12 protein-coding genes are annotated in these 13,208 nt (G+C 66.6%); 6 read left to right on the forward strand and 6 right to left on the reverse strand.

Going from position 1 to position 13,208, the window contains the following annotated elements; all coding sequences use genetic code 11:
* The first annotated feature begins 6 nt into the window (after nt 1-6).
* The 5 genes from cyaB (at nt 7) to FEJ81_RS11320 (ending at nt 5,442) form a co-directional block, all read left to right on the forward strand.
* Complete coding sequence (gene cyaB, locus FEJ81_RS11300; protein ID WP_138245388.1) at nt 7-549, forward strand: class IV adenylate cyclase; 543 nt, start codon at nt 7-9, stop codon at nt 547-549.
* Nucleotides 550-651: 102 nt separating this feature from the next.
* The gene (locus tag FEJ81_RS11305) at nt 652-1,857 is read left to right on the forward strand and encodes a methionine adenosyltransferase (RefSeq protein ID WP_138245389.1); all 1,206 of its coding nucleotides are present in this window, start codon (nt 652-654) and stop codon (nt 1,855-1,857) included.
* Between the two features lie 170 nt (nt 1,858-2,027).
* Nucleotides 2,028-3,287 (forward strand): MFS transporter, encoded by a 1,260-nt coding sequence (locus FEJ81_RS11310; protein ID WP_138245390.1) that lies wholly within the window; start codon nt 2,028-2,030, stop codon nt 3,285-3,287.
* 75 nt (nt 3,288-3,362) lie between these two features.
* Entirely contained in the window at nt 3,363-4,541 is a 1,179-nt protein-coding gene (locus FEJ81_RS11315; RefSeq protein WP_138245391.1) for a tRNA sulfurtransferase, read from the forward strand.
* Nucleotides 4,542-4,812: 271 nt separating this feature from the next.
* Complete coding sequence (locus FEJ81_RS11320) at nt 4,813-5,442, forward strand: DUF5804 family protein (protein ID WP_138245392.1); 630 nt, start codon at nt 4,813-4,815, stop codon at nt 5,440-5,442.
* Nucleotides 5,443-5,467: 25 nt separating this feature from the next.
* Here FEJ81_RS11320 and FEJ81_RS11325 read toward each other — a convergent pair whose 3' ends face one another.
* A complete protein-coding gene (locus tag FEJ81_RS11325; protein WP_175416404.1) occupies nt 5,468-6,133 on the reverse strand; it encodes a hypothetical protein in 666 nt (221 codons plus the stop codon).
* 97 nt (nt 6,134-6,230) lie between these two features.
* Entirely contained in the window at nt 6,231-7,214 is a 984-nt protein-coding gene (locus FEJ81_RS11330; RefSeq protein ID WP_138245393.1) for a PLP-dependent cysteine synthase family protein, read from the reverse strand.
* A gap of 226 nt (nt 7,215-7,440) precedes the next feature.
* Between FEJ81_RS11330 and FEJ81_RS11335 the strand changes: the two genes are divergently transcribed.
* A complete protein-coding gene (locus FEJ81_RS11335) occupies nt 7,441-7,812 on the forward strand; it encodes a thioredoxin family protein (RefSeq protein ID WP_138245394.1) in 372 nt (123 codons plus the stop codon).
* 87 nt (nt 7,813-7,899) lie between these two features.
* On the opposite strand, the gene FEJ81_RS11340 is transcribed toward FEJ81_RS11335, so the two are convergent.
* From FEJ81_RS11340 to FEJ81_RS11355, 4 genes are all read right to left on the reverse strand, one after another.
* The gene (locus FEJ81_RS11340) at nt 7,900-10,083 is read right to left on the reverse strand and encodes a thioredoxin domain-containing protein (RefSeq protein ID WP_138245395.1); all 2,184 of its coding nucleotides are present in this window, start codon (nt 10,081-10,083) and stop codon (nt 7,900-7,902) included.
* Nucleotides 10,084-10,308: 225 nt separating this feature from the next.
* Entirely contained in the window at nt 10,309-10,848 is a 540-nt protein-coding gene (locus FEJ81_RS11345) for a dihydrofolate reductase (protein ID WP_138245396.1), read from the reverse strand.
* Nucleotides 10,845-11,861 carry a thymidylate synthase gene (gene thyA / locus FEJ81_RS11350; protein WP_138245397.1) on the reverse strand — a complete coding sequence of 339 codons (1,017 nt, stop codon included), beginning with the start codon at nt 11,859-11,861 and terminating at the stop codon, nt 10,845-10,847. Before thyA ends, FEJ81_RS11345 begins: the two co-directional genes overlap by 4 nt.
* Nucleotides 11,862-12,196: 335 nt before the next feature.
* Entirely contained in the window at nt 12,197-13,201 is a 1,005-nt protein-coding gene (locus FEJ81_RS11355; RefSeq protein ID WP_138245398.1) for a CPBP family intramembrane glutamic endopeptidase, read from the reverse strand.
* Nucleotides 13,202-13,208: the final 7 nt, after the last annotated feature.

Raw genomic sequence — 13,208 nt, forward strand, 5'->3', positions numbered from 1 at the left:
CCGCCCATGTACGAGGTCGAAGTGAAGGTCCCCGCCGATCTCGCGGTCGTCCGGGACCGTCTCGCGGCGCTCGAGGCGACGCCCGAGGGCGCGGTCGTGCAGGTCGACACCTACTACGACGCGCCCCATCGGGAGTTCGCCGAGACCGACGAGGCGCTGCGGATTCGCTCGGAGCGGCCCGAAGACGCCGCCGAGAAAACGCGGGTCACTTACAAGGGGCCGCTCGTTGACGGCGAGTCGAAGACCCGCGAGGAGGTCGAGACGAGCGTCGCGGACCACGAGAAGACCGACGCGATACTGACGAACCTCGGCTTCGAGGCCGCCGCGACGGTCCGAAAAGAGCGCGAACGGTTCTCGATCGCGGGCTACACCGTCACCCTCGATTCGGTCGACGACGTCGGCAAGTACGTCGAGGTCGAGACCGAGGTCGAGGACGAATCAGCTCTCGAGGCGGCTCGAGACGGGGCCTACGATGTCCTCGAGCGACTGGAACTCGATCCGGACGACCAGCTCAGAACCTCGTATCTCGGCTTGCTGCTCGAGTCCTGAATCGGGACGCGCGCCGGCCGCCGCGTCGAATAACCTGCAAGCATTTTATGGGCCGTATCTGTTTCCGCAAGTTATAGGACTCCGCTCCGTCAAGTCCCGGCAATGAGCGAGCGGAACATCCGAATCGAGTCTATCGATCGGCAAGCGGTCGAGGATCAGGAGGTCGAAATCGTCGAGCGAAAGGGGATCGGACACCCCGACTCTATCTGCGACGGGATCGCCGAGAGCGTCGCGGGAGCGCTCGCACGCGAGTACTTGGACCGCGTCGGCGAAGTGCTGCACTTCAACACCGACGAGACCCAACTCGTCGCGGGCGAGGCCGCGCCCGCCTTCGGCGGCGGCGAGGTCATCGATCCCATCTATCTGCTGATCGTCGGCCGCGCGACCAAACACTACGAGGGCCAGACCATCCCCGCCGAGACCATCGCGCTGCGGGCCGCCCGCGAGTACCTCGAGGAGAACATCCCCCAGCTCACCGTCGGCGAGGACATCGTCGTCGACGTGAAACTCGGCGAGGGCAGCGGCGACCTGCAGGAGGTCTTCGGCGAAGACGAAGTGTCCGTTCCGATGGCCAACGACACCAGTTTCGGCGTCGGCCACGCGCCGCTGACCGAGACCGAACAGATCGTCCTCGAGGCCGAGCGCCGACTGAACGGCGAGTACGCCGAGGAAAACCCGGAACTCGGTCCTGACGTGAAGCTCATGGGCAAGCGCGAGGGCGACGAGATCGATGTCACCGTCGCGGCGGCGATGGTCGACGAGCACGTCGCCGATCTCGACGAGTACATCGCGGCCGTCGAGGATGTCCGCGAGTTCGTCGACGGCGTCGCGCGCGAGCACACCGACCGCGCGGTCGACGTCCACGTCAACACGGCCGACGACTACGACGAGGGCTCGATCTATCTCACGGTCACGGGCACCTCCGCCGAGCAGGGCGACGACGGCTCCGTCGGCCGGGGTAATCGCGCGAACGGACTCATCACGCCTAACCGCTCGATGTCGATGGAAGCGACGAGCGGGAAGAACCCCGTCAACCACATCGGGAAGATCTACAACCTGCTCTCGACGGAAATCGCCGAGGAGGTCGTCGGCGAGGTCGACGGCATCCGCGACCTGCGCATGCGACTCCTCTCCCAGATCGGCCGGCCGATCGATCAGCCCCACGTCGCCGACGTGCAGGTCGTCACCGACGAGGGCGTCGCGGTCTCGGACGTCGAGACCGATGTCGAAGCGATCGTCGACCGCGAACTCGCGGACGTGACCGAGATCACGCGCAGCGTGATCGAGGGCGAACTGTCGACGTTCTGAGCCGCGGTTTTTCTACGTACACGTCGTTTCCTCGAGAGACTCGAGACGGGTCCGGGTCCGATCCGTTACCGCGAGTCGGAGGTCGAAACCGGCATAGCGAGTGTGCCGCCCGAATACTCAAGAACGGGCCCGATGTACCGGGTTACGAATCGAAACGGGAGTGACCGCCAGTGGCAGACTCGAGTTCCGAATCGACCGCCCGTCCCGTCGTCTACGCCGTCGTCGCGAGTACCTTCTTCGTCGGCTTCGGCGGCGGTGTCGTCTTCCCGATTCTGCCGAACCTCGGCGAAGTGCTGGGGATCTCGGCGTTTCTGGTCGGCGTCATCCTCTCGGCGAACCGCTGGACGCGGCTGGTCGCGAACGGGCCGGCCGGCGTGTTGGTCGACCGAATTGGGACACGAAAACCGTTCGTCGCCGGGTTGGCGATCGAGGGGCTCGCGACCTTCGGCTACGTCATCGCGATCGAGTCCGCAATGCCGGAGGTCTGGTTCATCCTCGCGCGGATCATGTGGGGGATCGGGAGCTCGCTCGTGTTCGCGACGGCGTACACGATCACCGCCGACGTCAGCGAGGCCACCACCCGGGGGACGAGCATGGGCATCGTGCGGGCCGGGATCACCTTCGGCTTCCCCGCGGGCATGGTACTGGGCGGGATCGTCAGCGAACTCCAGGGGAACGTGACCGCGTTCGTGCTCGCGGCCTCCTTCGCCGCCCTCGCGAGCGTCATCGCCTTCTTCATCGTCCCCGAGACCCACGTCGAGTCGGCCGACTCGTCGATCAAACCGTGGGACCTCGAGACCACCCTCCCCGCGCTCACCGTCGGACTGGTCAACTTCGGGCTCTACTTCGCGTACATCGGCGTGCTCTTCTCCACGCTCGTCCTGTATCTCGAGGTCGAGTCGCTGACCCTTTCCCTCGAGTTCGCGGGCTACGGCATCGACTACGGCGAACAGGGGACGTCCGGACTGCTGATGGCAGTGTCGGCCCTCTCCGGCGCGGTCTTTACCGTCTCCGGCGGGAAGATCAGCGACGCCGTCGGCGCGCGCATGCCCGTTCTCCTCGCCTTCCTCGCGACCAGCTGTGCGGGGTTCGTCGTCCTCACGGTCGCACCCTCCTTCGGTGCCGTCGTCCTCGCCTGCGGGCTGATCGGCGCGGGACAGGGCGGCGTCGGCGGCCCGCTGACGGCCCTGCTCGCGGACCTCACACCCGAGGATCGCATGGGCAGGGCGATGGGGACGAACAATATCTTCGGCGACGTGGGCGGCGGTCTCGGACCGCTGATATCCTTGCCGTTCGCTAACACGGTCGGGTTCGACGTGCTGTACGCCCTCAGCGCGGTCGTCCCGCTGGTGGCCGGCGTCGTTCTCGTCGCCGGCATCTACAGCTACACGGGGCGTCTGAGTCCGACGGTCGAGGAGTCCGTCGTCTGAGCCGCGTTCCGTCGCGCCTCGAGCCGGATACCGTCCTCGTAACCCCCTTATAGCCGCGGCCGTCTATCACAGTTCATGCACCCGCCGGGAGCCGATACGGTCCTCATCCGTCACGGGGACCTCAACACCAAGAGCAACACCGTCAAGCGGTACATGGAGGGGCTCCTCGTCGAGAACCTCGAGGCCCTCCTCGCGGCGCGGTCGGTTCCCGGCGAGGTCGAGCGCCGGTGGAACCGGCCGCTGATCCACACGGACGCGGATGCCGTCGAGGCCGCGACCGCGGCCGCGGCGGACACCTTCGGCGTCGTCTCCGCCAGCCCCGCCCTGACCGTCAGCACCGAGAAGGCGCGGATCCTCGAGGTACTCGAGGAGACCGCCCGCGAGCACTACGACGGCGGGACGTTCGCGGTCGACGCCCGCCGCTCGGACAAGAGTCTGCCCTACGACAGCGAGGACCTGGCCCGCGAGGCCGGGACCGCGATCTGGGAGACCGTCGAAGACGAGTTCGAGCCCGAAGTCGACCTCGACGATCCCGACCTGACCTTCGGCGTCGAAGTCCGCGAGGACATCGCCTTCGTCTACCTCGAGCAGGTAGAGGGTCCGGGCGGGCTTCCGCTCGGGTCGCAGGAGCCGGTCATCGCGCTGGTCAGCGGCGGCATCGACTCGCCGGTCGCGGCCTACGAGATGATGAAACGCGGCAGCCCGGTCGTGCCGGCCTACGTCGATCTCGGCGACTACGGCGGGATCGACCACGAGGCCCGCGCGATGGAGACGGTTCGACTCCTCTCGGAGTACGCGCCGAACTTCGACATGCAGGTCTACCGGATTCCGGGCGGCGAGACCGTCGACCTCCTCGTCCGGGAGATGGAACAGGGCCGCATGCTCTCGCTGCGGCGCTTTTTCTACCGCGCCGCCGAATCGCTCGCCGACCGCGTCGACGCCAACGGCATCGTCACCGGCGAGGCCGCCGGCCAGAAGTCGAGCCAGACGATCCGGAACCTCGGCGTCACCAGCCGCGCGACCCGGCTCCCGATCCACCGCCCGCTGCTGACTCGAGACAAACAGTATATCGTCGCTCAGGCCCGCGAGATCGGCACCTATACCGACTCGACGATGGACGCCGGCTGTAACCGCGTCACCCCCGATCAGGTCGAAACCAACGCCCGGCTGAAACCGCTGCTCGAGGCCGAGCCGGACGACCTGCTCGAGCGCGCCGAAGCGGCGGCGAAGCAGGCGGAACTCGTCGAACCGTAAACTCGGATGGTCTCTCTCTGCTCGTCGCTGACTCAGCTAGCCACCGCCGGGTGGGACTGAAAGGGGCTGGCTCTCTCGAGGAAGACGGGCGACGCGAGCACTGTCCGAACGTAGTGAGGACAGCGCGCAGCGAGCCCCTCGACTCGAGAGAGACAGGGGCTTTCATCGTCGCTGTCGTCGCGGAGGAATTCGGGCTTTGAACGTGGAAGCTCTCGAGAAACTCGTCTAGAAGCCGAAACCGACATTACACCGTCGCTCCCACCACAATATAGTGACCCGCGTCTGTCTCATCGGCGAGGCCGGGACCAACCTCCAGTACGAACTGCTCTCCCGCGAGACGGCTCGCGAAGCGCTGGCGACGTACGACTTGGCGCGGCCGTTCGAGAACTCGCTTGCCGTCCGCACGGTCAGCGTCGGGGCTGCCGTCTCGCTGCTGAACGATCTCAACTGGTATCTGACTCGATTCGTCGACGAGGCGCTCGTCCAGGAGCCGAGCATTAGCGACGACGAGTGGCTCTCGCGGCCGCTGGCCGAAGCGCTCCGCAACGGCGACATCGAACCCGCGGCGACGGCCGAATTCTGCAAACTCTACGGCCTCGAGCGAGTCGCGCCGGAATCCGAGTCGGCCGACGACGCCGGGGACGGGACCGCCGACTCGAGTCCGGCTGCTGACTCCGGCCCGAACGCGGTTGCCGACTCCGAGAGCGGGGCAGCTAGTGGGACGACCGCAGCCGGTGACGACTCGAGAGAGCCCGACCGAGCGGGCGTCGCCGAGCCGACGTATCGGCTCGTCGAGCCGCTGTACGTCCGCCGGACCGACGGCGAGGTCCCCGAGTACGACCTCCGGGACGTCGAGGACACGCTCGTCGTCCGGCTGACTGAGGCGGAATACGCGCCGTAACTCGTCGCTCGAGCCGTTGGCCGCGTTACTCGCTGTCCGCGTCGCTCTCGGTGGCGTTGTCGGTTCCGCCGTCGTTCCCGCTCGTACTTTCGGAGACGCTCTCGCTGGCCGTCGCGATCCCGTGGGATTGTCCGTGTCGGTCCCTGATACTGACCGAGAGCTTCGACAGCGGCTCGGACTCGAAGGTCGCCCGGACGAGTCGGCCGACGGTCACCTCCTGTGTAGCACAGGCCTCCTTCTCGTCGGCCGTCTCCTGCACTGCCGCCCTGAGCGCGAGGGAATCGTCGTTTTCCTCGCTCTCGTCGATCCCGATCGACTCGAGGCCCATCTCGTGACACGGGGAGGGTGCGCCGGCCTCGAGTTTGGCCAGTACCGCCACCTCGAAGTCGGTGTCCTCGATGAAGTCGGTCAGCGACTCGGGTGGGGAGTCTCGCACGTCGAGCCAGTCGTCGGCCGCGTCGCGGTCGTGGATCAACTCGGCGCTCGGCGATGTCGTCCGGTCCGGGGACTGGAAGGGCTGAGTTTCGTAACTGGCCAGCGCGTCGGGGAGGTCGTCGGTTTCGCCGTCCTCGGGATCGCCGGTTCCGTCGTCGGGCGACCCTTCGTCCTCATCGCCGCTGAGACAGCCGGCCGACAGCGCGATCAGCGACGCCGTTCCGCCTAATACCGCTCGTCTGGAGGGGCATGTCATCTGACCTGAGTGTAGGGGGCAACGAGTAAAAGGGATTCGGATAGGTGAAAGAGCGCTTTTCGTTGCGGCGGGCCGACAGATCGTCAGCCCACTCGGCTCAGTCGAAAAGGCCGGTCGAGAGGTAGCGCTCGCCGCTGTCCCAGAAGACGGTGACGACGAGCGGGCAGTCGTCGGCCGCTCGTCCGCCGTCCGTTTCGGGAGAGGCCGGCTCCGTCCGCTCGTCGAACGCGGTCGGGACCTCCGGACACTCGAGGTCGGGTTCGGCGATCTCCCGGGCGATGCGTTGGGAGACGAGACTCGTCGCGCCGCTCGACTGGCCCACGAGGATTCCCTCGTCGCGGGCGAGGCGACGGCACTCCGCTTCCGCGTCCTCGAGTTTCACGGTCTCGACGCGGTCGATGAGATCGAGATCGAGGTTGTCGCTGACGAAGCCGGGGCCCATCCCCTGGAACTCGTCCTTGCCGGACTCGCCGGTCGAGAGGACGGCGTTTCTGGCCGGTTCGACCGCGACGATCTCCATTTCGGGGAACTCCTCGCGGAGCCGCCGACCGATCCCCGAAATCGTGCCGCCAGTACCGACGCCGGCGACGAAGGCGTCGATCTCGCGGCCGTCGACCTGCTCGAGGATTTCGGGGCCGGTCGTCTTGTAGTGGGCTTCGGGGTTCGCGGGGTTCTCGAACTGGCCGAGTTGGATCGCGCCCTCGGCCTCGAGCGTCTCGGCGCGGGCGCGGGCGTCTTCCATGTCGCCGTCGACTAACTCGAGGTCCGCACCGTAGGCGGCCATGACCTGCCGACGCTCCTTCGATTTGTCCGAGGGCATGACGATCGTCAGGTCGTAACCGCGGGCGGCCGCGACGAGCGCGAGGCCGATGCCGGTGTTGCCGCTCGTGGGTTCGACGAGCCAGTCGCCGGGTTCGATCAGCCCGTCGCGTTCGGCGGCCCGAACCATCTCGCGGGCCGGCCGGTCCTTGGCCGAGCCGCCGGGGTTGAACGATTCGATCTTGGCAGCGATCGTTGCACCCTCCGGCGAGTCGACCTGGACGAGCGGCGACCCGATGGTGTCCAGGATGCTCCCTTTCATTGGCCAGCCATTGGTAGTCGAGACGTATACTGTTTGCTGTAACGAGTTACACGAAGTCGGCAGTGTCGTTCGCGCTCTCTTCGAAGCGAGACCGGGGACTGCAAACACCTCGAAAGTCTCGCCCGGGAGTGGGTGGTCGGCCGGCTACGAGAGAGCGGGTAGCCACTCGAGGGAAGAGCCCATCGGAAACACCGCGGTTAAGCCCGCCGAGACGTAACCCGTGCGTATGAGTCTCGAGACCATGCGGCCGAACCCCACGTGGGACGCGGCGTCCTACGAGGAGGCGGTCGACACGCTCGCAGCGCACGACGAACTGGTGTACAAGGTCTGGGGCGGCGACTGGTGTAAGGACTGTCGCGCCCTGCTCCCCGATTTCGGCGCGGCGCTCGAGGCGGCCGAAGTCCCCGACGACCGAATAGAGGAAGTCGATGTCGATCAGGACAAGCAGGGGCCGGGCGTCGAGGCGTACGACATCGAGTACATCCCGACGATCGTCGTCGAAAACGACGCGGGCGAAGAGCTCACCCGCTTCGTCGAGGAAGAAGCCGTGCCACCGGCGGTCTGGATCGCCGAGCAACTCGAGGACGAACTGGCGTAACTCCCCGTTTTCGGGATCGGATCGCGGTCTCTCTCCTTTGCGAATTCGGCGGCCGTCCCGCCGCGGAGCGGTCGATCCAGCGACGGCTTAGAACGGACTCCCCGACTCCTCGGCTGACGACGCGCTCGAGCCATCGACTGCCGCGTTCTCGCCCAGCCACTCGAGCGCCTCGGCCACCTCGTGGGTCGGCGGCGAACACGTCCGATCGCGACAGACGTACAGCGTCGGCTCGCCGTCGCGGGCCTCGCGGCCGGCCCAGATCGGCGGGGCGTCGTCGAGCCCCAGCGTCTCGAGCCAGTCCTCGAGCCCTGCCTCGGTCGGCGGCCGCAGCGCGAACAGCCGGTCGGGCAGGTACCGCGACGCGAACCGCTCGCGCCACTCGGTCGGCAGGGACTCGGCAGCGACCGTCACCTCGAGCGCGCCGGCCTCGAGCCGGTCGGCGGCGAGACAGAGCGTCGCGTGCTCGAGCGCGTTCGACTCGAGTTTGTTCGCGTGGGTCTCGAGGACGGTCGCGGCGATGTCCTCGAAGCCTTCCGCAGCGAACTCATCGAGGGCGAGCAGGGCTTCGACCGCCACGCCGGTCGCGGAGGGCGTCGACTGGTCGCCGAGTTCCTGGGGCCGGGTGACCAGCGACTCCCCGCTCTCGGGCGTGAAGTAGAGCGTGCCGCGGTCCGCGTCCCAGAACTCGGCCTCGATGACGCGGGCCAACTCGAGTGCGAACGCGAGGTGGTCGACCTCGCCGGTGGCCTGATAGCAGTCCAATGCGGCCCGCGCGAGGAAGGCGTAGTCCTCGAGATAGCCGTCGACCTTGACGTCTCCGTCTTTGTAGCGCCGCGAAAGCCGCTGTTCGTCCTCGTTCCAGAGCCGATCGCGGACGAACTCGAGGGCGTCGACGGCGGTCTCGGCGTAGTCGTCCTCGCCCAGTACGAGCGCCGCCTCGGCGTAGGTCGAGATCATCAGCCCGTTCCAACCCGCCAGGACCTTCTCGTCGCGATCGGGCCGGGGCCGTTCCTCGCGGGCCTCGAACAGCGTCTGGCGGGCCGAGTCGAGCCGTTTCAGGATCTCGCTCTCCTCGAGGTCGAACTGACCGGCGAGTTCGGACACTTTGGCCACGCGGTTCGGCTGGTTCCGTCCCTCGAAGTTCCCCGACTCCGAGATATCGTAGCGCGCACAGAAGAGCGCGGCGTCGGTCTCGCTCTCGAGTGCCTCGTGTACTTCCTCGGGCGTCCAGACGTAGAACGCCCCCTCCTCGCGCTCGCCGGTCTCGGGCGATTCGCTCTGGGCGTCGAGGGTACTGAAGAAGCCGCCCTCGTCGTGGGTCAGTTCGCGATCGACGAACTCCAGCGTTTCCGAGACGACGGTGGCGTAGCGGTCTTCGCCCGTCAACTGATAGCCCGAGAGGAACGCCCGCGGGATCTCGGCGTTGTCGTACAGCATCTTCTCGAAGTGGGGCACCGTCCAGTCCCGATCGACGCAGTACCGATGGAAGCCGCCGCCGACGTGGTCGTAGAGCCCGCCCGCGGCCATCGCGTCCAGCGTCTCCTCGAAGACCTCGCGGTACTCCTCGCGCCCGGTGCGGTCGTACGCCCGGGCGAGCACCCTGAGACGCGAGGGCTGTGGGAACTTCTGGCCGGTTCCGAACCCGCCGTGCTGACGGTCGGCGCTCCGGAGAACGACATCGGCGGCCGTCTCGAGCACGTCGCTCGAGGGCGGCTCCCCACCGGCTCCCGCGGCGTCCGGGGTCTCCTCGAGTTGATCCTTCGCCGCATCGGTCCACTGCTCGGCGCGGTTTTCCATCTCGGCGCGGTCCTCCTCGCTCTCCCACGAGTCGCTGATCCGCTCACAGAGGTCGAGGAATCCGGGTTGGCCCTGCTTGCCGTCCCGCGGGAAGTAGGTGCCGACGAAAAACGGCTTCCCTTCGGGGGTGAGCCACGCCGAGAGCGGCCAGCCGCCCCGGCCGGTGACGAGTTGGCAAACGGTCATGTAGATGCTGTCGACGTCCGGGCGCTCCTCGCGGTCGACCTTGATCGGGACGAAGTTCTCGTTGAGGACCTCGGCGACCGCCTCGTCCTCGAAGCTCTCGTCTTCCATCACGTGACACCAGTGACACGCCGAGTAGCCGATCGAGAGGAAGATGGGCACGTCGCGTTCTTTCGCGGCCGCCAAGGCCTCCTCGTCCCACGGCTGCCAGTTGACGGGGTTGTCCGCGTGCTGGCGCAGATAGGGGCTCTCCTCCTCGTCGAGCCGGTTGCGCCGGGTCGGGTCGGTCATGGACGGTCCTACGGCCGGCGCGGCTAAAAGCCACAGGTGATCCGGAGCCGGCTGTTCGATCCCCGTTTCGCTCGAGTCCGCGAAACCGAGCCGCGACGAGGTGCCGGTGAAGTCTACCGGGTGGTAGTTTTCGCCGAACACGACGACCCGCCGCCCCCGTCCTGAGCGGTCACCCCCTCCGTTCCCCGGAATCAGTGACCGCAGTTGTCGGCACGGATCGTTCGGTTACCGCTCGCGGACGAACTCCGCGAACGCGAACCCGTCGCGTTCGTCTCGAGCCGTCTCCGTCCACGCCTCCCGATCCCAGTCGGGGAAGTAGGTATCGCCCTCGGGCGCGTCGTGGATTTCCGTCAGGACCAGCCGATCGACCGCGGGGAGGAACTGCTCGTAGACGGTTGCGCCACCGGCGACGAAGATTCGGTCGGCTCCATCGTGGCGCTCTCGAGCGGCCGTCGCGGCCGCTTCGACGGCGTCCTCGAGATCGTGGGCCACCACGGCGTCGTCCGGCGTCTCGAGGTCGCGACTCGTCAGGACGACGGTCGTCCGGCCGGGCAGCGGTTCGCCGAGCGTCTCGAGAATGCCCTCGTAGGTCACCCGGCCCATGATAACGGGGCGGTCCATCGTCGTCTCCTTGAAGTGCTGCAGATCGGCGGGGACGTGCCACGGCATGTCGCCGTCGGCCCCGATGACGCCGTTGTCGGCAACGGCGGCGATGGCCACGAGTTCGCGGTCGGTCGCCGGAATCCGGCTTCGATCCTCGCTCATTCGGCCACCGAAAACTCGAGTCCGTCGTGTGACTCGTAGCCCCGAAGTTCGACGTCCTCGGAGGAGAGGTCGTCGATCGAGACGTCCGCCACCTCGAGGGTCGGGCGCTCGAGCGGTTCTCGGGAGAGTTGCTCGAGCAGCCCGGGGACGTGATCGAGCCGTTCATCGCCCTCGGCTTCGTCGGGCGCTTCGGACTCGAGCCACTCCCGAATCTCGAGGTACTCCTCGCGGTCGTCGACATCGGCCAGTCGCGACTGCAGCGCCTCGAGATTGTCGGCATACCAGTCGCCGCGGTCGCCGCGACCGCAGTAGACGTGCGTGTCGACGACGGTGTGGGCGAAGGTGCCCGGTTCGAAGCCGGTCTGCTGGGCGATGACCTTCGTCAGCAGCGCGTAGGCCGCGATGTTGAACGGAATGCCGAGTGCGGTATCCCCCGAGCGCTGGGTCAGATGGCAGTTCAGCCGGTCGCCCTGCACGTTGAAGACGAAGGAGTAGTGACAGGGCGGCAGCGTCGAGACGGCGGCGTTGGCGGGGTGCCACGCGTTGACCACGAGCCGTCGCGAGTTCGGCGAATCCGAGAGCGTGTCGATGACGTACTGCAGTTGATCGAAGGTCTTCCGGCCGCCCGCCTCCTCGGTGACCCACCGGTGGCTCTCGTCGGGCCAGGACTCGCCCTCGAGTCGGGCGTCCTCGTCCGGAACCGGGAACCGACGCCAGAAGCGGCCGTACGCGGTATCCAGTAGTCCCTCTTCATCGGCCCACGCGTCCCAGATTTTGGTCTCCTCCCGAAGGTTCCGGATGTGCTCCTCGCCGGAGAGATACCAGCAGACTTCGTGGAGCATCGAGTTCCAGCGGTAGCCGTCCATCTCCTTGGTGGTGAGCAGTGGATACCCCTCCTGGAGGTCGACCTCGTAGTGCTCGCTGAACGACGAAATCGTGTCGACGCCGGTCCGATTGGGCTTGTGGGTGCCCTCTGAGAGAACCGTGTCGACTAGCTCGAGGTACTGTTGCATTGCACTCCAATTCGGAGTCCCGACTAAAATCTTCACCTATCGACGGACGCGATGTTCAATTCTCTGTAATGATCGGGAACACCACGAAAGTCCCACTCACGGTGGCGTGGTCGATCAGCTGACACGGGGGCTTTCGTGGTGGTATTAGCGGCACAGTCTTCCAACCACCCTACCACTTTCATCGCGCTGTCAAACACTCTATCCGTATCGGGGACTCGTCGAGTGCGACGTTCCAAGCGACCCGTCATCGGTGCTCGAGGCTCACCTCCCGACGAGGAGTACGGCGGAGAGCGGCGGCTTCCTGTTCTACGTCTAACGTTTTATGACGGTTCAGGCTATTCCTCGCGGTCGGCATCGGCGGGAAGTACTCGCTCGGCGATCGAAACCTCGCCGTCCATCGCGTACAGCCAGAGGCAGATCAGAGCGACGCCGAAGAGGAGTCTAACGATCCAGAACTCGACGCCAACAAGGAGCGACGGGTTGCCGGTCTGCTCGGCGACGATCAGCGACGGCAGTGTCAGCTCGGGATCGGTTGAAACGGGTTGCTGGCGAACGCTGAGGACGACGACACCGCCGAAGTGGACGCCGATCGGCAGCGCCAGCTGGCCCGTGAGGACGTAGGCCGTCGCGAACAGGACGCCACCGATGGCGCTCGTGATAACGGTCGCGAGACCACCGCTGAAGAGGTGCAGCGCGCCGAATACGGGGAGGGTGACGGCGACCGCACCGACGACGGCCGTCGTCGAACCCGGCAATCTGGATCGGAGACCTTCGGCCGCGTTTCCGATCAGAACGGCGCGGAACACGATTTCCTCAAATGCATTGTTCGCGAGGAAAAAGGGAACCAGCACCAAGAGGACGATTCCACCCAGCAGCGGGGAGTCGACGCCGACGCCGGTCACCGCCGTATCAAGCGTGACATACCCTCGAGCGACCTGGTAGCCGATCGCGCCCGCACTGGCGGCGACGCCGATGCCGGCTCCGGCGGCGAAGTCCGTTACCCACCGTCGGGACGCGTCGAACCCGTAGCTCGAGATGGAACGTCCATCGAGCCGTGACGCGACGAACAACCCAGCGACGCCCGCGAAGGCGACGACTGCCGACACTCCGAGAAATAGTACCGCGGTGGCGACCACTTTCGATGCTCCGTCTGCGGTTGCCTCGAGCACGCCGGCTGCGAAGCGGTTGACCAGCACCTGACCAACGGCGTAGATCGTCATGGCGACGACCAGCGGGACGAGTATCCGCCAGGTAGCGCGCAGTCGGTTTCGGCTCGAGTCGTACAGCAGCCGCTCACTGATGGATCGATTGGCGGTTCCATCGGCTGTGGATTCGGCCATGGGTCCG

Origin of the sequence: Natrinema versiforme, from assembly GCF_005576615.1 — an archaeon.
GTDB classification, from domain to species: Archaea; Halobacteriota; Halobacteria; order Halobacteriales; family Natrialbaceae; genus Natrinema; species Natrinema versiforme_A.